Below are 21,910 nucleotides of genomic sequence, written 5' to 3' on the forward strand. Positions count from 1 at the left end.
CGGATCAACCTGTTTTTCCGGCCACCAAACCGGGCTGATCAGACGCCCTCTTGGCTACATCGTGGAAATGCGTAATACATAATGGGACGACTCAACATAGATTGAGACCAACCGCGCCGGCATTCGGCAGCGGCAACAAGGACAGGGAGAGTATGATGTCCTATGATTCGGGTTCGCAGGGTGCCGCCGTTCGTCGGGGTGCCTCCGGTCTCGCCCTGGCGATCGCCATGGTTTCCGCCGTTCCCGCCCTCGCCCAGACGGCTCCGGGCCAGAATACGCCGCCGCCGGAAGAGGAAGAGATCGTGGTTCGCGGGTTCCGCGCCTCGCTCGACAGCGCGCTGAGCCTCAAGCGCAACGAAACCGCCGCGGTGGACTCGATCGTTGCGGAGGACATCGGCAAGTTCCCGGACAGCAACCTCGCCGAATCGATGCAGCGCGTGCCCGGCGTGGCGCTGTCGCGCGGCGATGGCGGCGAAGGGCGCAACATTTCGGTTCGCGGTCTTGGCGCCGCTTTCACCCGGGTCCGCATCAACGGCATGGAGGGCAGCGCGCAGACAGGTTCGTCCGACATCTACGGCGCGGGCAATTCGGGCCGCAGCTTCGACTTCAACGTCTTCCCGACGGAAATTTTCTCGGCGCTGGCGGTGCGCAAGACCACCTCTGCCGATGTCGAGGAAGGCTCGCTCGGCGCGACCGTGGACCTCAGCGCGCCCAAGCCGCTCGATCTCAAGAAAGACTTCACCCTCACCGCGACGCTGCGCGGCGTGTACAATGAGTTGAGCAAGAAGGTCGATCCGCGCGGATCGCTGCTGGTCGGCAAGAAGTTCGCCGACGGCCGCTTCGGCGTGCTCGCCAGCTTTGCGTATCAGAAGCGCCATATCCGCGAGGTCGGCTATTCGGCGGTCGACATTCTTTCGGCCAACACCAACGGCTATGATCCCGACGGCAGCGGCCCGGCGCCCGTTCAGCCCTTCTGCACCCCCGTCGGCTATACCCCGGTGAGCCCCGCCATCGGCATCAAGGGCGCAACCAGCGCGCTGTGCAGCACCGGCAATCCGCGCACGGGCACGCTGGCCGCGTACAACACCATCGCCAATCTGCGCCGCGCCGACCTGCCGAACGTGCCGGGCAGCGGCGCCTTCCTGCCGCGGCTGCCCCGCTATCTGAACTCGGAGCAGAACACAGAGCGGATGGGAGGGACGCTGTCGCTCCAGTTCCGCCCGGACGGCGATACCGATATCGGCGTTGATGCGATCTATTCCCGCTTCGAGGTGACGCGCCGCGACAACTATATCGCGGGGATCTCCTTCGGGCGCTCGATCACCAACAACGGCCAGCCAATGGTCTCGGTGCGCGATGCGCAGTTCTCCTCGAACGGCTCGCTGCTTTATGGCCTGTTCGACGGCGTCGACGTGCGCTCCGAAGGGCTGGTCGATCACTGGACGTCGGACTTCCTGCAGGTAAACACCCATCTGCGCCACCGCTTCAACGACAAGCTGCAGGTCGAGATGCTGGTCGGCAAGAACCAGTCGGCCTGGTGGAATCCAAAGCGCTTCCAGACCTTCATGGACGCGATCGACACGCCCAATTTCTCGATCGACTTCCGCAACGGCCGCAGCACCCCGCTGATCGGCTTCGGCTTCGACGTTTCGAACCCGGCCAGCTTCAACTATGCGCCCGCCCGCTCCGACGGTACGGTGCTCGGTGGCTTCAGCTTCCAGGGCAAGCCGTCCAAGAACCAGACGGACAATTTCACCGGCGAACTGAACGTCGACTACAGCGTCAGCGAAGCGCTCAAGCTGCGCGTCGGCGGACAGTATCGCAGCAGCGACTTCAGCGCCTGGACGTCCTCGCCCTACACGTCGCAGACGATCGTGCAGGCGCTGCCGGCGGGCACCACGCTGGCCGGCCTGACCCGCCAGATCAGCGGGCTGGACCAGCTGTTCGGCAGCGGCGCGCCGAAGAGCTGGGCGGCAATCGATCCCGATAAATGGGCGCAGGCGTTCAACTATGATGCCATCAAGTTCTGCCGCACCGAATGCGGCGCGGTTGCCTCGCGCATCCGGGAATCGGTGAAGAGCGCCTATGCGATGGCGACTTTCGACACCGACATGGCGCTGCCGTTCAAGGTGCGCGGCGATGTCGGCGTACGCTATGTGAAGACGGACATGCTGGCCGCCGGCACCGTCAGCATCGCCGCAGCGGGCCAGACCCCCACCAACCTACGCGGTCAATATGGCCAGGTGCTGCGGGATTATGACGACTGGCTGCCCTCGGCCAATGTCGTGATCGAGCCGGCGCGCAACGTGCTGCTGCGCCTTGCCGCCGCGAAGGTGATGTCCCGGCCCGAGCTCGGCCAGCTTGCGCCCACCAGCGGCGTTACCGCCACAACCCGCGTCGGCAACATCAACAATCCCTATCTCGATCCCATCCGGGCGGACACGTTCGATGCTGCGCTGGAATGGTATTTCCAGCCCGGATCGCTGCTCTCGGTCGCGTATTTCCACAAGAACATCAAAACCTACATCCAGCGGGTGACGAGCGATATTCCGTTCAACCAGCTGGGCCTGCCGGTAGCGCTGCTCGACAACACCAACACCGCGCCCACCGAAATCTTCACCGTGGGCCAGCCGCTCAACACGCCGGGCGGCAAGCTCAACGGCGTCGAGGTCAACGCGCAGGTGCAGATGCGCTTCCTGCCGGGTTTCCTGAAGAATATCGGCGTGCTGGGCAATTACACCCACGTCACCTCGAAGATCCGCTACATCCTGGCGAGCGTGAACGGTGTCCCCACCGTCACCACCACTGCGGATCTTGTCGGCCTGTCGAAGAACACGGCGAGCGGCACGATCTTCTACGAGGACTCGAAGTTCAGCATCCGCGCGACGGCGAGCTACCGCGATCGTTACATCCGGGCGATCCCGGCCTCGCCCGGCAGCGACCTGCAGGGCAATTCGCCGAACACCTTCGTCGACGCGTCGGCCTCGTTCAACGTCAACGATCACATCAAGCTGATCGTCGAGGCGCAGAACCTGACCGACGAGCGCAACAACCTCTACATCGACAGCATTCGCCGCGACACGCTGTTCCAGACGCGGATCGGGCGCACCTTCAACTTCGGCGTCAATTTCCAGTTCTGACCCAACCTCCCCTCGGGCCGCCGCTTCATCTCCGGCGGCCCGTCTTTTGCGTATTTCAGGAGTTGCCGTGATGCGTGTCGCCCTGCTCGCCGCCGCCCTCGCCACCCCTCTTGCGGCGCAGACCACCGACAGCCTGAACGGACGGCAGGTCGAACGGCTCGATCGTGCGCTGGTCGCGGTGCCCGCGGAAGGCGGCGGGATACAGGTCGCGTGGCGGCTGCTCGGCACCGACCCGAAGACCGTGCGCTTCACCCTCTACCGCGACGGCAAGGAGATTGCGCGCATCGCGCCCGACCAGCCCACCAGTTTTCACGACAAGGCCGGTACGCCCGCTGCGCGCTACGCGCTGGCGGTGGACGGCGGGGGCGCCGGAACGCCGGTTCCCGTCTGGGCGCAGGGCTATCTCGCGGTACCGCTCGACAAGCCGGCCGACCGTACCACGCCGGACGGCGAGACCTACAGCTACAGCGCCAACGACGTCTCGGTCGGCGATCTCGACGGCGATGGTCGGCTGGAATTGATCGTCAAATGGTATCCCAGCATCGCCAAGGACAACGCGTTCGCGGGCTATACCGGCGAGACGCTGATCGACGCCTACACGCTGGACGGCAGGAAGCTCTGGCGGATCGACCTCGGTCGCAACATTCGCTCGGGCGCGCACTACACCCAGTTCATGGTGTTCGACCTGGACGGCGACGGCCGCGCCGAGATCGCGATGAAGACCGCCGACGGCACGATCGACGGCACCGGCAAGGCCATCGGTGATCCGTCGAAGGACTGGCGGCACGGCGACGCGGCGGTGGAGGTGCCCGATCGCACCGGCTCCACCGTTACCAGCGACGGCCGCAAGATGGCCAACCTCAAGGGCCGCATCCTCGACGGGCCGGAATACCTTACCGTGTTCGACGGCCCAACCGGCCGCGCGCTCGCCACCGCGCCCTATGCCCCGCCGCGCGGCGCGGATACCGAAGCGGGCCTCAAGGCACTGTGGGGCGACGGCTATGGCAATCGCTCCGAACGCTATCTCGCCGGCGTCGCCTATCTCGATGGGCACCGGCCGAGCCTGGTGTTCGGCCGTGGCTATTATGCCCGCTCGACCGTCGCCGCCTGGGATTGGCGCGACGGCAAGCTGACGCAGCGCTGGCTGTTCGACAGCGCGACGCCGGGCAACGAAAAATACGGGGATAACGGCAATCACCAGCTCTCGGTCGCCGACGTCGATGGCGACGGTCGCGACGAGGTGATCTACGGATCGATGGCGATCGACGACAATGGCAAGGGCCTGTGGTCCTCCGGCTTGGGTCATGGCGATACCATGCATGTCGGCGATCTGGACCCCACCCGCCCGGGTCTCGAGAAGTTCGGGGTGCACGAGGAAATGCGCCGCAGCGGCAATCGGGGCGCGGCGATGCTCGACGCGCGCACCGGTGCGCTGCTCTGGTCGACCCCCGCGGACAAGGACACCGGCCGCGGCATCGCCGTCGATATCGATCCGCGCTTCCCGGGCGCAGAAGCGTGGGCGAGCAATTCGCCCGATCTGTACGACGCGCGCGGCAAGGTGATCCCCGGCGGCCACCCGCGCGCGGCCAATTTCAGCATCTATTGGGACGGCGATGCGCTTGCCGAGCTGCTCGACGGCACCCGGATCACCAAATGGGACTGGACGACGAGCAGCGAGAAGCTGCTGCTCGATCCGCCGGGCACTACCTCGAACAACGGCACCAAGCGCAATCCTGCGCTCTCCGCCGACATTCTGGGCGACTGGCGCGAAGAGCTGGTGCTGCCGAGTACCGACAGCCGCGAGCTGCGCATCTATGCGACGCCCTGGCCGACGGCGATCCGCCTTCCCACACTGCTCCACGATCCGGTCTATCGGCTGGGGGTGGCCTGGCAGAACACGGCGTACAACCAGCCGCCGCACCTGTCCTTCGATCTCGCAACGCGCAGGTAGCTGGACGCGATGTGGACGCTGGCGATACTTGCTGCCGTGACGGGACCCCAGACCTTCGATCTTGCGCCGGGTGCACCGCCCCAGCCAGGCAGCGTCGCGGTGGCCGAGGGCACGCCCTATCAGCCGGGCGGCCATGGCTATGAGCCAGGCGGGCAGGCGCGCGAGCGGCTGTTCTCCGTCGCGGTGCCGGAGGGCAATTATCGGGTTACGGTGCGGCTGGGCGACGCAAAGGCACCGTCGCGCACCACGGTGAAGGCGGAATCGCGTCGGCTGATGCTGCGTGCCATCACTACGGCGCCCGGGCAGTTCGTCACCGCCAGCTTTGTCGTGAACGTGCGCAACGCCGCGCTGTCCGCGCCGCCCACGAATGCGCCGGGCGGCACCGCGGTCCGGCTCAAGGCGCGCGAGGCGGGCAGCTTCACCTGGGACGACAAGCTCACGCTGGAATTCCTCGGCGAGCCACGCGTCCAACGCGTCACCATCGAACCAGTGACCGTGCCCACCGTCTTTCTGGCGGGCGATTCCACCGTCACGGATCAGCGCGCCGAGCCCGCCGCCAGCTGGGGCCAGATGCTGCCGGCGCTGTTCCAGCCCGACATCGCCGTCGCCAACCACGCGGAATCGGGCGAGACGCTGAAGTCCTTCGTCACCGAACTCCGCTTCGACAAGCTGCTGGCGCAGGTGAAGCCTGGCGACTGGGTGCTGATCCAGTTCGGCCATAACGACCAGAAATCCGAGTGGCCGCAGACCTATGCGGACCCGGCAATCACCTACCCGGCCTGGCTGCGCACCTATATCGCCGAAGTCCGGCGGCGCGGCGGCAAGCCGGTGCTGGTAACCTCGCCCGAGCGACGCAACTTCGACGCGGGCCGCATCCGCCACACGCTCGCCGACTATGCCGCGGCGATGCGCAAGGTGGCGCAGACGGAAGGCGTGCCGCTTGTCGACCTCCAGGAAGCGACCATCGCGCTCTACGAGACCTATGGCCCGGCCGAGGCGGCCAGGCTGTTCAACGACGGCGGGCGGGACAAGACGCACCACAACAACCCGGGCGCCTGGCTGCTTGCGCGCGCGGTTGCGGCGGGGTTGACCACTGCGGTGCCGGAACTCGGCGCGCACCTCTACCCCGACGCACGCAGCTTCGATCCCGTACATCCGCCGGCGATTGACAGCCTCGCGCTCGCACCAAGCCTCGCCGCCAGCAGCGAACGTCCCACAGGAAGCTGATGCGCACCGGCCTTGTCCTCGACGTTCGCGCGCAGGGTGCGCGCGGAGACGGCATCGCGCTCGATGGGCCCGTCATCGCCGCTGCGCTCGCCGCCGCGCACAGGGCCGGCGGCGGCATCGTGTTGTTGCCGCCGGGCATCTATCGCAGCTTTTCGCTGCAGCTTCCCAGTCGCGTCACCCTGGCCATCGAGACGGGTGCAACGCTGCTCGCCGCCATGCCAGGCCCGGACGGCGGCTATGACCTGCCCGAGGATCGCGGCCCCCAGCTCTACCAGGATTTCGGCCACAGCCACTGGCACAACAGCCTGATCTGGGCGGAGGATGCCGAAGACATCGCGATTGTCGGCCAGGGCCGGATCGACGGCCAGGGCCTCACCCGCAACGGCCCCGGCACGCCGTGGAGCGCGCAGCGCGGCGAACGGCCGCTGTCGATGGCGACCATGGCGCCCGCTGACGTCGCTCGCCTCGAGCAGGATGCCGCCGCGATGCGCGGACAGGGCAACAAGGCGATCGCTCTCGCCCGCTGCCGCCGCGTCACCATCGCGGATCTGACGATCTTCCGCGCCGGCCATTTCGCGATCCTGGCAAGTGAGGTGGAGGACCTGCGCTGCACCGGGCTCACCATCGACAGCAACCGCGACGGCATCGACCTTGACGGCGTCCGCCGCGCGACCGTCTCCCGCTGCCGGGTCAACACCCCCAATGACGATGCGATCGTGCTCAAGACGAGCCTCGCGCTCGGCCGTACGACCTGTGAGGACGTGACGATCGAGGACTGCAGCGTCTCCGGCTATGATCTTGGCACGCTACTCGACGGCAGCCATGGCCGCACCCAGCAGCGCTCCCCCGATCGCGACCGTGTCACCGGCCGGATCAAGCTGGGTACCGAGAGCAATGGCGACTTCCGCCGCATCCATATTCGCAACTGCCGGTTCGCCCGCAGCCGGGGGCTGGCGATCGAGAGCGTCGACGGCGGCGTGATCGAGGCAATCCGCGCCGAAAATCTGACGATGGACGAAGTGACCACCGCACCGCTCTTCCTCCGCCTGGGCGCGAGGCTGCGCGGACCCGAGGGCACGGGCATCGGTGCGATCCGCGACATCGCCGTTCATGGTGTGGCAGCAACGGGCATAGACCCGCGCTTCGCGGCGATCCTCGCCGGATTGCCGGACCACCCGATCGAGGGCGTGCGCCTCTCCGACATCGACCTGCGCTTCGACGGCCGACTGGAGGGCGCCTTCCCCGCCGCGCCACCCGAACTCGCCGATGCGTATCCTGAGCCGAGCATGTTCGGCCCTACCCCCGCCTGGGGCCTGTGGGCTCGGCATGTGCGCGGCCTGGCTGCGACGGATCTTTCGCTCCGCCGCTCGGGCGCCGATCCGCGCCCGCCGATCCTGCTCGACGATGCCGGCGACGCGCGGATCGGGTTTGACGTGGACGCGCCGCATCGCTACCATATCGTGCATAGCAATTCCACATAGTGGAGCGGAGAGGGTATGCGGGTTCATGCGTTTCGAATGCAGCTCAAGCCCGGCATGGCCGAGGAATACAAGGCGCGTCACGACGCGATCTGGCCCGAGTTGGCCGCGCTGCTCCACGATGCCGGCATCCACGACTATTCGATCTTCCTCGACGAGGCGACCGGGGCGCTGTTCGCGGTGCTGAAGCTCACCGAGGACGCAACCAACGATCAGCTGCCGGCTCATCCGGTGATGCGCCGCTGGTGGGATCACATGGCGCCGCTGATGGAAGTCGCACCGGACAACAAGCCGCTTGAATGGCCGCTCCGCCCGGTGTTCTACCTGCCATGATCCGCCCCGCGCTTTTTGCCACCACGCTGCTCGCCGCGCTTCCTGCCGCGGCGCAGGAGGCGAAGCCCACCGCCAATCTCGCCGCGCCGGTGAAGACGTTCGGCCGCGTATCGTTCGACGCGCGCTCGCTGATGATCGACGGCAAGCGCACGGTGATCTGGTCGAGCGAGATGCACGCCTTCCGCCTGCCTTCGCCCGATCTCTGGCGCGACGTGCTGCAGAAGATGAAGGCGAGCGGCTTCAACACCGTGGCCTTCTACTTCGACTGGGGCTTTCACAGCCCGAAGCGTGGCGTCTACGACTTTTCCGGCATCCGCGACATCGACCGGCTGCTGACCATGGCGGAGGAGGAAGGCCTCTACGTCATCACCCGCGCCGGGCCCTATGTGAATGCCGAGCTGACCCGCGGCGGCTTCCCGGGCTGGCTGGTCAACCAGCGGTCGCGCGCGCGCACCGACGACCCCGACTATATGGCCGCCGCCGACGAGTGGCTGACCCACGTCCATGCGATCATCGCCCGCCACCAGATCAACGGCGACGGCAAGGGCCACAAGGGCAGCGTGATCCTCCACCAGATCGAGAACGAGCTGGCGCTGACCACGCCCGCGCAGCGCCGCTACATGGACCATCTCGCCGCCAAGGCGCGCGCGGACGGCATCACCGTGCCGCTGTTCCACAACGATCAGGGCCGCAACGGCTATTGGGTGCCGGCGGGCAGCGCCGTCGAGAAAACGGTCGAGGGACCGGCGGACCTCTATGCGTTCGACGGCTATCCCGGCGGCACCTGCACGGTGGCCGGCAAGCCGACGCGCGGCTCGGCGGCGCCGGATTGGGGCTTTTACGGCCCGGGCGGGGCAAAGGGCGGTGCCTCCGCTTCGCCGAACACGCCGGGGTTCCTTGCGGAATTCGGCGGCGGCTGGTTCGATTACTGGGGTTCGAACGGCGGCTACGAATGTAATGCGATCCAGCGCGGCAAGCGGTTCCAGCGGGTGTTCTACGGCACCAACCTGGCCAACGGCATCGCGATCCAGAGCTTCTACATGGGGTTCGGCGGCACCAGCTGGGGCTGGCTGCCCGCGCCGGTGGTATTCACCAGCTATGATTACGGCTCGGCCATCGCCGAGACGCGCGCCGTCCGCCCCAAGGCGGAGGAGCTGAAGCAGCTCGCCGGGCTGATCCAGAGCATGCCCGACCTCGCGGGCATGGTGCCGGCCGGGCCGGTCTCCGTCTCGTCGGAACGCATCCAGGTCTATCACAACAAGCGCCCGGAGACCGACGCGCGCTTCCTGCTCGTTACCCACAAGCCCTCCAACGGCCAGACCGAGGACCGCTTCACCATCACCGCCGACCTGCCCGACGGGCGATACAGCTGGCCGATGCAGCTGAACGGCTTTGACGCGAAATGGCTCGTCGCCGGCGTGACGCTGGGCGGGCAGCGGCTGGTGTATGCAAGCTCGGAACTGCAGGCGGCACTCCGCCAGGATGGCCGCGATCTGCTGCTGCTCTACGGCCGCGCCGGCGAGCCGGGCGAGGCGGTGCTGCGCTACGCCTCGGCGCCCACGGTGGAGGTGCTGGAAGGCGCCGCCACATCCAGCTTCGATGCGGCACACGGCGACCTCAAGCTGGCCTACACCCATCAGGGCCTTACCCGGCTGCGCATCAGCGGCGGCGGTCGCCCGCCGCTCACGCTTCTGCTCGCAGAGGAAGCCGAGGGCGCCCGCTTCTGGCGGATCGGCGACTCGCTCGTCCGCGGCCCCGCGCTGGTGCGCCATGCGACGCCTAAGGGTAGAAGCCTCGTGCTCACCGGCGACACCGAAGCACCGACGCCGCTGGAGGTCTGGGCGCCCGCCGCCGTCCGCAGCCTGCGCTGGAACGGCGCGGCGGTCCAGACGATCCGCACCGCCTCCGGCAGCCTCGTGGCCACCAGCCCCCTGCCCGGGCCTGCGCCGGTCGCACTGCCGTCGCTGCGCTGGGTCTCTGCCCCCGGCACGCCCGAGGCTGCGCCCGACTTCGACGACCGTGACTGGCAGGCGGTCGACAATCGCGCCTATGCCAGCATCACCGCCCGGCCCGACGGTGTGCCCAACATGCTGATGGACGCCTATGGCTTCCACGACGGCGACGTCTGGTATCGCGGCCGGTTCGAGGGCAGCGCGGCGGCCGAGCGCATCCGCATCCACTATGGCGCGGGCGGATCGGGCATGCTCCAGCTGTTCTGCGACGGTCAGCTGGTCGGCCAGCACGAGCTGCCGAGTGGTCTCCCCCGCCCGATCACCACCGGCGTCGCCGAGTTCGACCTTCCCGCCGCTGCCCGCACGCCGGGCGCTCATGTCCTTTCCGTGATGGTCCGCAACAACGGCCATAACTGGGATCTCGACGCCGACGATTTCCACAAGGAAGCGCGTGGCATCGTCTTCGCCTCGGTCGAGCCTGGCGGCGGCCCAAGCTTTGCGGTGCCCGTGACCTGGAAGATCCAGGGCCGCAAGGGCGGCGAGGACATTGCCGATCCGATCCGCGGCGTCGCGAACAATGGCGGCCAATATGGCGAACGGATGGGCTGGCATCTGCCCGGCTTCGACGATCGCGGCTGGAAGGCCACCACCGCAGCCGCACCCGGCACGACCTGGTACCGCACCCGCTTCACGCTCGACGTGCCCAAGGGCCAGGACGCCACGATCGGCGTGGCGTTCGGCGACACCACCAGACCGCGCTCGCCCGGCGCGCGCTACCGGGTGCTTCTGTTCGTCAATGGCTGGAACATGGGGCAGTTCATCGCCCATGTCGGCCCGCAGCGGGTGTTTCCGGTGCCGGAGGGCATTCTCAACCACCGCGGCACGAACAGCATCGCGCTTGCCGTCACCTCGGACGGCGCGCCCGGCAATATGCTGGAGGCGGTGAAGCTGGTTCCCCTGCGCAATGTCCGCGGCGGCCTGCCCGTTGCGATGGTGGCCGCGCCACAGCGGCCGGAGGAGTTGCAATGATCACGCGCCGCACCCTGCTTGCCGCCTCCGCCGCTGCCACGGCTGCCGCCGCCCTTCCCGCGCGCGCCGCCCCGATCGAGCGGCTGCCGCTCTGGCCCGGCCGCCCTCCCGGCGGCGAGGGTGTCACCGCCGCCGATGCATGGGTGAAGCGATCGCCCACCGGCGATGCCGACGACATCGCCTGGCCGCATGTCGCCACGCCCATGCTGAACGTGGTGCCTGCCGAACGGCCCGACGGATCGGCACTGCTGATGATACCGGGGGGCGGCTATGCGCGGGTGGCGCTCGGCCGGCAGGGCTCGAGCATTGCCCGCCATTTCGCCGAGCGCGGCACGACCGTGTTCGAATTGCTCTATCGCCTGCCGCACGACGGCTGGGCGGCGGGGCCGGATGCGCCGCTTCAGGATGCGCAGCGCGCCATGCGGCTGATCCGTGCGGGCGCTGCGCGGTGGAAGATCGATCCGGCGCGGGTCGGCGCCATGGGCTTTTCCGCTGGAGGCCATCTCACCGCCCGCCTCGGCAGCCGCGCCGACCTCGCCACCTACGCGCCGGTCGACACCGCCGACCAGCTTTCGGCGCGGCCCGTGGCGCTCGGCCTGTTCTTCCCCGTCATCACGATGCGCACGCCCGAAGCGCATGGCGGCTCACGCAAGGAGCTGCTCGGCACCAGCCCGACCGAGGAGCAGGTCCACCGCTTCTCCGCCGAGCGCGACCTGCCGGCGGACATGCCGCCCACGCTCGTCGCCCATGCTGCCGACGATCCGGCGGTGCAGCCTGCCAACAGCCTCATCATGTTCGCCGCGCTGCAGGCGGCGAAGATCCCGTCCGAACTGATGATCTTCGAGAAGGGCGGCCACGGCCTGCCACTCGTCGATCCCGACGGCACCCCCCATACCTGGCCCGGCCTGTTCGCGCGATTCGCGCGGCGCCACGGCCTCTGCCCCCTTACCCACGGAGACACGAACCTTGGCCGCCTCGCACGACATCCCCCGCAGCCTCGTCACGCAGAAGATCGACCTGCTGATGGACAATCTCGTCCACATCAAGGACGAGACCGGCGAGTTCCTGCTCCACCTCGAAGATGGTCGCATCATCGACACCAAGGGCTGGGCCGGGTGGGAATGGACCCACGGCGTCGGCCTGTTCGGCATGTGGCGCTATTTCGAGCAGACCGGCGACCGGAAGGCGCTGGGCATCATCAAGCAATGGTTCGCCGATCGCTTTGCCGAGGGCACGCCGACCAAGAACATCAACACCGTGGCGCCGTTCATCACGCTCGCCTGGCTGTACGAGCACGAGCCCGATCCCAGCTATCTCCCCTATCTGGACACCTGGGCCGAATGGCTGATGGCGCCGGACGGGCTGCCCAAGACCGAGGAGGGCGGCTTCCAACACATCGTCTACAATGACGAGAATCCGGGCGAGATGTGGGACGACACGCTGATGATGAGCGTGCTGCCGCTCGCCAAGATCGGCCTGCTGCTGGACCGCCCGCACTATGTGGAGGAGGCCAAGCGCCAGTTCCTCGTCCACATCAAATATCTGTTCGACAAGAAGACCGGCCTGTGGTTCCACGGCTGGGACTTCCACGGCCGGCACAACTTCGCCGAGGCGCTGTGGGCACGCGGCAATTGCTGGGTGACGATCGCGATCCCGGAGATCATCGAGATCCTCGATCTCCAGCCGGGCGACGCCTTCCGCACGTTCCTCATCGACACGCTGGCGGCACAGGTGAAGACGCTCGCGGAAACGCAGGACGAAAGCGGCCTGTGGCACACGCTGGTGATGGACCCGACCAGCTATCTCGAAGCGTCGGCCACCGCCGGTTTCGCCTATGGCATCCTGAAGGCAGTGCGAAAGGGCTATCTGCCCCGCGCCTATGAAGCGGTGGGCCTGAAGGCTGTGCGCGGCGTGCTCGACAATATCGACGAGACCGGCGAACTGCAGCAGGTGAGCTTCGGCACCGCGATGGGCGACAGCCTGCAATTCTACAAGGACATCCGCCTTACCTCGATGCCCTATGGCCAGAGCCTGGCGATCTGCGCACTGGGAGAGTTGCTGCGCACCTATATCTGACCCGCCGACGGCACCGGCGCCACCCCACCGGCCCGAGCAAGGAGTAGGATGCGATGGCTTCACACGGGGGCCAGGGTTCGTGGCGCAATGCGATCCTGGCAGGGCTGGCCAATTACATCGATGCCGGCTCGATCGTGTCGGGATCGGTGGCGCTCGCGCTGTGGAAGACGCAGTTCGGACTTTCCGATGGATTCATCGGCCTGATCGGCGCCTTCAGCGCCAATGCGATTTCGGCCGGTGTCGGCGCACTGCTCGGCGGCGTGCTATGCGACCGGTTCGGTCGCAAGAAGATCTACCAGTACGACATGCTGTTCTACGCGTTCGGGATGGCGTGGCTGGTCTTCGCCAGCGCACCCTGGATGATCGTGCTCGGCTTCGTGCTGGTCGGCCTCGCGGTCGGGGCCGACATCCCCGCCTCGTGGTCGCTCATCGCGGAGCAGGCGCCCGACAGACGGCGCGGTGCGCATTCGGGGGTGGCCCAGCTCCTCTGGTACCTGGGGCCGGTCGCGGTGCTGGTCGCCGCCTATTTCCTGCGGCCCTACGGAATCACCGGCATCCGCTGGCTGTTCGCCCATCTCGCCATCCTTGCGCTTGCCCTCACCTTCCTGCGTGCGCGGATGCAGGAATCGGAGCGCTGGGAAGAGGTGCAGGCTGCCCGCCGCGCCGGTGCCGCAAGCCTGGGCTGGCGGGCGCTGTTCGCCCCCCGCCATCTCGGGGCGATCGCCTTTCTCGCGGGCATGTACGGGCTGTGGAACCTGTGGGCTGGCTATAACGGCTTCTTCACCCCCTACCTGATCGCGCAGAACCATCTGCCCGAATGGACGGCGACGATCCTGCCGGCGAGCTACTTCCTGATCGGCATGGTCTCGATCCTCGGCATCTTCATCACGCTGTCGGACCGCGTGAACCAGCGGCTCCTCTTCGGCATCTCTGCCGCCCTCCACGTGGTCGGCATGGCACTGCTGGCGATCTTCGGCTTCCGGCTCGAGATCGTGGTCCTGCACATCGTGATCATGGGCGTGGCGGGCGGCTTTGGCGCGCAAAGCTTCTTCCAGCTCTGGTCGGCGGAGCTCTTCCCGACCGCGATCCGCGCGACCGCGCAAGGGCTCACCTTCGCGATCGTGCGGATCGGGCTCGGCATCTGGAGCCTGGCGGTGCCGAGCCTTGCCGCGCACGACTTTACGACACTCGCCTGGATCCTCACCGGCTTCCTCGTCGCGTCGGGGGTGATCGGGCTGATCTGGGCCCCGCGCAACGAAGGCAAATCGCTCGAGGCAATCGAACGCGCGCGGAGCTGAGTGGTCAGGCCGTCGGCTGCCAGCCGCCGCCGAGCGCGCGGAACAGGTTGACCTGCGCCTCGGCGATGCTCGCATCCGCCGTCGCCAGCGCCGCCTGGGCATCGGCAAAGGTGCGTTCGGCGTCTAGCAGGTCGAGCGAGTTGATATCGCCTTCGGTCTGGCGGGCACGGGCAATCCGCACCGCCGCCTCGGCCTCGCCCAGCGCCGCCTGCAGCGCGGTGCGCCGTTCGAGCGCGCGGCCATAGGCCGAGAGCGCGGTTTCGGTCTCCTGCAGCGCGGTCAGCACCGTGCCGTCGAAGGTGGCGAGCGCGGCACGGCTATCGGCTTCCGCCGCGGCGATGCGGGCACGCGCCGGCGCCGGATTGACCGACCAGTTGATCAGCCCGCCGACAAGCCAGCGCAAGGGATTCGCCCCAAAGATGTTGCCGAAGTCATTGCCAGTGGACCCGCCCGAGGCCCCCAGCGAGATGCGCGGATAGAGGTCCGCCGTCGCCACGCCGATGCGCGCGGTGGAGGCGGCGAGACGGCGTTCTGCCGCGCGCACGTCCGGGCGGCGGGCAAGCAGCGCCGCCCCGTCGCCGACCGGGATGGGCTGCTCGAGCCGCAGCATGGTGTGGCGCTCGCGCGCCTCGGCGGGCAGTTCGGCGGGGGTCTTGCCGATCAGCATCGCAAGACGGAACAGCGCCGCGTCGCGCTGGGCAGCGAGCGCCGGGACATCGGCCTGCCGCTGGTTACGCAGGGCGGCGATGCGGGCGACATCGAGCCGGGTCGCCAGCCCGACATTGCGGCGCCGCTGGGTCAGGTCGATCGACTGGTCGAGCAGGGCGACGATGCGCTCCGCAACGGCCAGCCGCTCGGCGGAGGAGACGGCATCGGCATAGGCCCGCGCGGTGTCGGCGGCGACAACGACGCGCACCGCCTCGGCATCGGCTTCGGCAGCGGCGACGTCGCCGCGCGCGGCTTCGACGCCGCGGGAGACGCGACCGAACAGGTCCAGTTCATAGGAGACGCTGAGGCCGGCATCGACCTGCCAATCCTCCTGCGCGGTGCCGATCGGGCGCTGCCCTGCGGGCACGCGACCGTAATTGGCGCCGGCGCTTGCGGTGCCCTGCGGCAGCCGGTTCGCCGTTGCGCCGCGCAACGTCGCGCGGGCGCGCTCGATGCGGGCAACCGCGACGCGCACATCGGTGTTGGCGGCGAGCGCCTCCGTCACCAGCCGGTCGAGCACCGGGTCGTTATAGAGCCGCCACCAGCCCTCCTGCACCGGCGCGGTCGAGACCGCCGCGCTGGTCGAGAGGAACGCACCCGCGGCGCTCTGCGGCCGGGCGGGTGCCTTGTAGTTCGGGCCGGCGGCGCAGGCGGAAAGCGCCAGTGCCGAAACTGCGGCCATGATCGAAGCCATGCGTTGCATGCGAAATCTCCTGCGGCGGGCGCATGGGAAGCGCCCGCCGGTTGGTTCAGTTTACTCGGCCGGCTGGAGCTGGGCGTGCGCCCCGCCCTGCCCGCGCCGCCGGGCGAGCCGCACGCCCAGCGCGCGGCACACCACATAGAAGGTCGGCGTGAACAGCAGGCCGAAGCCGGTGACGCCCATCATCCCGAAGAACACGGCCGTACCCAGTGCCTGGCGGAGCTCGGCGCCTGCCCCGCTCGCGATCAGCAGCGGCACCGCGCCGAGGATGAAGGCGAAGCTGGTCATCAGGATCGGCCGCAACCGGTCCTGCGCCGCCCGCACCGCGGCTTCCACCGGTGACAGGCCGTCGCGCACTTCCGCCTGGTGGGCGAACTCGACCACGAGGATCGCGTTCTTGGCGGCGAGCGCGATCAGCACGACCAGCCCGATCTGGGTCAGCACATTATTGTCCATGCCGCGCAGGTTCACGCCCGCCATCGCCGCCAGCAGACACATCGGCACGATCAGGATGATCGCCAGCGGCAGCGTCAGGCTTTCATATTGCGCCGCCAGGACCAGGAAGACGAACAGCACCGCCAGCGCGAACACGAGGCCTGCCGTGCTTCCCGCCATCTTCTGCTGATAGGCGATGCCGGTCCACTCACCCGCATAGCCTGCCGGGAGTTCGGCCGAGAGCTTCTCCATCGCGTCCAGTGAGGCACCCGAGCTGTAGCCCGGCGCGGTATCGCCATCGACTTCCACCGCCGGGAACAGGTTGTAGCGCGTGACGCGATACGGGCCCGTCTTGTTCTCGAAGGTCGCGACCGATCCGATCGGCACCATGCCGCCGGCATCCGAGCGCGTCTTCAAGTTGGCGATATCGGCCTCGGTCGCCCGGAAAGGCGCGTCGGCCTGCGCGGTCACGCGGTAGGTGCGGCCGAGCATGTTGAAGTCGTTGACGAAGGCCGAGCCGAGATAGACGTTGAGCGCCTCGAACACCCGCTCCGGCGGCACGCCCAGCATCTCGGCCTTGCGGCGATCGATATCGGCGAAGACGCGTGGCGTCGCGGTGTTGAAGAAGGTGTAGACCTGGGCGAGCCCCGGCGTCTTGTTCGCCTGGCCGATCAGGCCGAAGGCGGTGTTGCCCAGCGCCTGATAGCCGTGCTCGCCGCGGTCCTCCACCATCAGGCGATAGCCGCCGGCCGAACCGATGCCCTGGATGAGCGGCGGCGGGACCACGAGCAGCATCGCCTCGTTGATGTCGGCGGTGCGCTTGCGCGCCTCTGCCATGATGCCCTGGATGTCGACGCCGAGCTTCTTGCGCTCCTCGAAGCTCTGCAGGGGCACGTATGCCGCGGCGCTGTTCGGGGCGAGCGTCTGCGACGGGCCGTCGAAGCCTGCGAGCATCACCGAGCCTTTCACGCCGGGGATCGGCAGGATCCGCGCGACGACCTTGCGCATTACTTCATCGGTGCGCTCGAGCGACGAGCCCGGCGGCAGCTGGATGACGGTGAGGAAATAGCCCTGGTCCTGCGCCGGGATGAAGCCGACTGGCGTCACCCAGAAGGTCGCGACCGTGGCGGCGATCAGGCCAAGATAGGCCACCATCATCCGCTTGGGCCGCGTGACCAGCTTGTGGGTGAGGCGGGCATAGCCGTTGCTCATCCGCTCGAAGCCGCGGTTGAACCCGTCGGCCGCGCGGCCGAAGAAGCGGCCGATGCCGCCGCGGCGTTCGCCATGTTCCTCGTGCTTGAGCAGCACCGCGGCAAGCGCCGGGGACAGCGTCAGCGAGACGAGCAGCGAGATGGCAGTGGCGACCGAGATCGTCACAGCGAACTGCTTGTAGAAGGCGCCCGAAAGCCCATTCAAAAACAGCGTCGGCAGGAACACCGCGAACAGCACCAGCACGATCGCGACCAGCGCGCCCGACACTTCGTCCATCGAGGTCCGCGCCGCCTGGAGCGGAGTCATTCCCTGCGCCAGGTTGCGCTCGACATTCTCGACCACGACGATCGCGTCGTCGACGACGATGCCGATGGCGAGCACCAGCCCGAACAGCGACAGGTTGTTGAGCGAATAGCCCATCGGCAGCAGCACCGCCATGGTGCCGATCAGCGACACGGGGATCGCCACCACTGGGATGATCGCCGCCCGCCACTTCTGGAGGAACACGATCACGACGAGGACGACGAGGATCACCGCCTCGCCGAGGGTATGGTACACTGCGTCGATGGACTGGGCGATGAACTCGGTGGGGTTGTAGATCACGCGATATTCAAGGCCCTTGGGGAAGGTCTTCGAGATCGTGTCCATCTCCGCCTTGATCCGCTCCGCGGCGGCGAGCGCATTGGAGCCCGGGCGCTGGAAGGCGGCCAGGATCACGGTCGGCTGGTTCGAGAGATAGGTGTTGGAAGAATAGTCGGCGGCGCCGAGCTCGACGCGTGCGACGTCGCTGACACGGACCTGGCGGCCCTCATTGTCCGTGCGGATGACGACGCGGCCGAACTCGGCCGGGGTCTTCAGGCGGCCCTGCGTCTCGACATTGAGCTGGAAGGCGTTGCCGCTGCGCTGGGAACCCGGCTGGCCGAGCGAGCCTGCCGCAACCTGGATGTTCTGCCCGCGCAGTGCCTGGACGATGTCGCCCGCGGTGAGGTTCAGCGCGGCGGCACGGCCGGGATCGATCCACACGCGCATCGCATAGTCGCGCGCACCGAACATGCGCACGTCGCCCACGCCTTCCAGACGCGCGAGGCGGTCCTTCACCTGGGTGAGGGCGTAGTTGGAGATGTAGCTGCGATCGATCGAGTTGTCGGGCGAGATCAGGTTGACGACCATCAGGAAGTCGGGGCTGGTCTTGCGCGTGACGACACCGAGGCGCTGCACTTCCTCGGGCAGACGCGGGATCGCAACCGCGACGCGGTTCTGCACCAGCACCTGCGCGGCATCGAGGTTGGTACCGGACTTGAAGGTGACGGTGATCGTCACCGCACCGTCGCCGGTCGATTGCGACGACTGGTACAGCATGTCGTCGACGCCGTTGATTTCCTGCTCAATCGGCGCGGCAACGGTTTCCGCCACCGTCTCGGCCGATGCGCCGGGATAGCTGGCCGTCACCGTGACGGTGGGCGGCACGATGTCGGGATATTGCGAGATGGGCAGCGCGAAATAGGCGATGCTGCCCATGATCGTGATGATGATCGCGATCACCGCCGCGAAGATCGGGCGGGTGATGAAGAAGCGTGAGAGGCGCATGGCCTTCTCCTTTTGCGAGCGGACGCGCGTGCCCGCGCCCGCGTGCAATCACGCGGACGGGGCAAACGAGAAACTACCTGCCGCCGGGCTCAGGGTGGGGTGCCCGGCGGCAGTTCGGTCAATGGGCGAAGGTGGCCTGGCCCGTGACCGGAGCGGATACGATTGGCGAGTCGGTTGCGGCGGCCGGTGCGATGGAGCTCGCGCGGGGCTGCACCTTGCCGCCGGGCTGGGCGAACTGGGTGCCGGCGATCACCACCTTGTCCTGGGGCGTCAGGCCCGAGCGGACGATGCGCAGGCCGTCGACCACCGGGCCGAGCACCACCGGCTTCGGCACCACGGTGCCGTCGGCGCCGACGGTGAGCACCAGCTTGCGCGCCTGGTCGGTCTGGATCGCGGCATCGGGCACCAGCAGTGCCTGCGCCTTGCCGCCCGCAGCGAGCCGCATGTTGCCGAACATGCCCGGCGTCAGGAACATGTCCTTGTTGGACAGCACTGCACGACCGCGGATCGTGCCCGACTTCGGGTCGAGCCCGTTATCGGTGAAGTCAATCTGGCCCTTCCAGCGATAATCGCCTTCGTCCTGCAGCCGGATCTCGACCGGGCTGGCCGACGATCCCGCGGCGCGCTTGGCCTTGAGGAACAGGGCTTCCGAGCCATCGAAGGTGAAGTAGATCGGATCGAGCGCATTGATCGTGGTGAGAAGCGTGCCCCCCTGCCCTTCGCCCGCGGCAACAAGATTGCCGGGGTCGACCTTGCGGTCCGAGATGCGGCCGGAGATCGGCGCGCGCACTTGGGTGAACTCCACGTCGAGCGCACGCGCGCGGACGCGGGCCTCCGCCGCAGCGACAGCAGCAGTGGCTGCGCGGACGCGCGCCTGAAGGCGCTCTACGTCGCTCTTCGACACGGCCTCGACGCTGACCAGCCGTTGGGCGCGGTCAAGGTCGGAACGCGCCAGCGCAAGATCGCTCTGCGCGCTCGCTACGCCTGCCCTGGCTTCGGCAAGCGCCGCAGCAAACGGACGCGGATCGATGGTGAAGAGGAGCTGGCCCTGCTGTACCACCGCACCGTCCTTAAAGTGGATGGCGGTGACGGCACCCGACACGCGCGGCCGCACCTCCACGGTGCGGCTCGCCTCGAAGCGGCCGACATATTCGTCCCACTCGTTGACTTCGCGCGACAGCGGCGTGGCGACGGTGACGACGGGTGCAGCCGGAGCGGCGACGGCCGGCGCGTTGCGTCCGCTCATGCCGAAGCCGGCGGCGACCACCCCCACCGGCACGATAACGAGTGCCGCCTTCTGCCAGGTGCGCAGGCGCTTGGGCGCGCGCGTGGCCACCGCTTCGCCCTCAATGGGCGCGTGCATGTTCATGATGGTTCCCCTGATTCAACGCCGCGCGACCGCGGCTGATGCTGGTGAGCAGCGTCTCGAGCTGGCCGGGCGTAAAGCCGGCGTCGTGGAAGCGCTGGATTTCGGACTGGGGCACGCGGAAGCCGCGGTGCCAGGAAATGACGGCGATGCGGCGCAGCGCCTCGAGTTTCGGATCGGCCAGCCGCGGATTGCCGCGCTCGCCACCGAAGATCATGCCGAGCGCGATCGACAGCCGGCTCGGCGCCTCCAGCGAGGACATGCGATCGCGCTGGGCAATCGCGACGACCTGCCATTCAAGGGCGCTGAGCTTGGTCTCCTCGCGCGGGCCGGCCAGGAAGGCTGGCAGCGCAACTGCGTTGCCGGCCATGTCGGTGAGATCGAGATATGCCATGATGCGTCTCCCTCGGTTGCACCGGCAGCGAGCAAGGCTCCGCCTCCCCGCGAAACCCCTTTGTTCGCGGGCGCCGGCATGTATGTGGTGGATGCGCGAAGTGCCTCGCGACGAGTCCGCTCGCCACGTGGCACCGCCCCCGCAAGCGAGGTCGCGCGCTTATTGCCGCAGCGGCCGCAGACTCGCGAACGCCGTGGTGGAATTCTTATGGAAGGCTAGAGCCTAGGGCTCACCCCGTTTCTTGCGTGCAAGCTGGCGCATGTCCGCGTCTCCGTCTGCCCCCGCGACCTCATCGAGGCGGCGGGCCACTTTCTATACCAACTGGTATATAAGTCACGCTGCGGTGCGTCAACAGGCTTTTTATACCGGCCGGTATTTTTCTTCGCAAGGCCGTTTCGCGGACATGAAACGATTTCTTTCATCGGGCAAGGCTCGCCGTTCAGCCGTTTGCCAACCCCTGGTCCCGCGGCTAGACGATCGTGGTGTGCGCGTTCCCGCTGTTCGCACCCTAGTTTGTAGCTTCCGGAGATCTGCCGATGCGTTGTGCCGTCCTTGTTGCCGCAGCCCTGCTCACCGCCTGCGGATCGAACGAAAAGTCTGCGACCGTCGGCGGCACGACCTACACGTCCGATGAGAGCGCCGGCACGGCAACCATCTCCAACGCAAAAGGCAGCATCAAGACTGCAACCGGCAAGGCGGCAGCCGCCGTTGTCCTGCCTGCCTACGCGCCGCTCTATCCCGGTGCCGCCGTTGACGGCGTGATGGAAACCGACTCCGAAGGCCGCAAGTCCAAGATGGTGACGCTGGCTACCGCAGATCCGGTCGCCAAGGTTGCCGATTTCTACAAGGCCGCGCTGGCGAAGGAGGGCTGGAAGGTGCCCCAGTCGTTCCTGATGGCGGAGGGCGCGCTGATTTCCGGCGAGAAGGACGGCAAGCAGGTGTCGCTCGCAATTTCGCGGCAGGAAGACAAGACAGGCGTGGTGCTCACCGTCCCCAACGACTGACGCTGCCGTTCCGGTGATGG

The 21,910-nt window shown here is 67.7% G+C and carries 13 protein-coding genes and 1 pseudogene; 10 read left to right on the forward strand and 4 right to left on the reverse strand.

Annotated elements, in window-relative coordinates; translation table 11 throughout:
- Positions 1–152 precede the first annotated feature (152 nt).
- From V7E00_RS19765 to V7E00_RS19805, 9 genes and pseudogenes are all read left to right on the forward strand, one after another.
- Positions 153–3,140, forward strand: a complete 2,988-nt coding sequence (locus V7E00_RS19765) for a TonB-dependent receptor (RefSeq protein WP_333574317.1) — start codon at positions 153–155, stop codon at positions 3,138–3,140.
- Positions 3,141–3,210: 70 nt separating this feature from the next.
- The gene (locus V7E00_RS19770; protein WP_333574354.1) at positions 3,211–5,091 is read left to right on the forward strand and encodes a rhamnogalacturonan lyase; all 1,881 of its coding nucleotides are present in this window, start codon (positions 3,211–3,213) and stop codon (positions 5,089–5,091) included.
- 9 nt (positions 5,092–5,100) lie between these two features.
- On the forward strand, positions 5,101–6,318 hold the full coding sequence (locus V7E00_RS19775) for a rhamnogalacturonan acetylesterase (RefSeq protein WP_333574318.1): 1,218 nt from the start codon (positions 5,101–5,103) through the stop codon (positions 6,316–6,318).
- A complete protein-coding gene (locus V7E00_RS19780) occupies positions 6,318–7,799 on the forward strand; it encodes a rhamnogalacturonidase (RefSeq protein WP_333574319.1) in 1,482 nt (493 codons plus the stop codon). The genes V7E00_RS19775 and V7E00_RS19780 overlap by 1 nt, the downstream gene beginning before the upstream one ends.
- Positions 7,800–7,814: 15 nt before the next feature.
- Positions 7,815–8,129, forward strand: coding sequence for an L-rhamnose mutarotase (gene rhaM / locus V7E00_RS19785; protein WP_333574320.1), 315 nt, complete (start codon positions 7,815–7,817; stop codon positions 8,127–8,129).
- Positions 8,126–11,110 carry a glycoside hydrolase family 35 protein gene (locus tag V7E00_RS19790; RefSeq protein WP_333574321.1) on the forward strand — a complete coding sequence of 995 codons (2,985 nt, stop codon included), beginning with the start codon at positions 8,126–8,128 and terminating at the stop codon, positions 11,108–11,110. Before rhaM ends, V7E00_RS19790 begins: the two co-directional genes overlap by 4 nt.
- A gap of 251 nt (positions 11,111–11,361) precedes the next feature.
- Positions 11,362–11,913: pseudogene (locus V7E00_RS19795) on the forward strand (alpha/beta hydrolase); the annotation flags it as partial.
- Positions 11,914–12,133: 220 nt separating this feature from the next.
- A complete protein-coding gene (bglB, locus tag V7E00_RS19800) occupies positions 12,134–13,186 on the forward strand; it encodes a beta-galactosidase BglB (RefSeq protein WP_333574322.1) in 1,053 nt (350 codons plus the stop codon).
- Positions 13,187–13,239: 53 nt separating this feature from the next.
- The gene (locus V7E00_RS19805) at positions 13,240–14,484 is read left to right on the forward strand and encodes an MFS transporter (RefSeq protein WP_333574323.1); all 1,245 of its coding nucleotides are present in this window, start codon (positions 13,240–13,242) and stop codon (positions 14,482–14,484) included.
- Positions 14,485–14,488: 4 nt separating this feature from the next.
- Here V7E00_RS19805 and V7E00_RS19810 read toward each other — a convergent pair whose 3' ends face one another.
- The 4 genes from V7E00_RS19810 to V7E00_RS19825 form a co-directional block, all read right to left on the reverse strand.
- The gene (locus V7E00_RS19810) at positions 14,489–15,895 is read right to left on the reverse strand and encodes an efflux transporter outer membrane subunit (protein WP_333574324.1); all 1,407 of its coding nucleotides are present in this window, start codon (positions 15,893–15,895) and stop codon (positions 14,489–14,491) included.
- A 51-nt stretch (positions 15,896–15,946) separates the two neighbouring features.
- Complete coding sequence (locus V7E00_RS19815) at positions 15,947–19,126, reverse strand: efflux RND transporter permease subunit (RefSeq protein WP_333574325.1); 3,180 nt, start codon at positions 19,124–19,126, stop codon at positions 15,947–15,949.
- Positions 19,127–19,244: 118 nt separating this feature from the next.
- Entirely contained in the window at positions 19,245–20,495 is a 1,251-nt protein-coding gene (locus tag V7E00_RS19820) for an efflux RND transporter periplasmic adaptor subunit (protein ID WP_333574326.1), read from the reverse strand.
- Positions 20,473–20,886 (reverse strand): hypothetical protein, encoded by a 414-nt coding sequence (locus V7E00_RS19825; protein ID WP_333574327.1) that lies wholly within the window; start codon positions 20,884–20,886, stop codon positions 20,473–20,475. The genes V7E00_RS19820 and V7E00_RS19825 overlap by 23 nt, the downstream gene beginning before the upstream one ends.
- Positions 20,887–21,422: 536 nt before the next feature.
- Between V7E00_RS19825 and V7E00_RS19830 the strand changes: the two genes are divergently transcribed.
- Entirely contained in the window at positions 21,423–21,890 is a 468-nt protein-coding gene (locus tag V7E00_RS19830) for a hypothetical protein (protein ID WP_333574328.1), read from the forward strand.
- Positions 21,891–21,910: the final 20 nt, after the last annotated feature.

Source organism: Sphingomonas sp. (assembly GCF_036731925.1).
Classification (GTDB): domain Bacteria; phylum Pseudomonadota; class Alphaproteobacteria; order Sphingomonadales; family Sphingomonadaceae; genus Sphingomonas.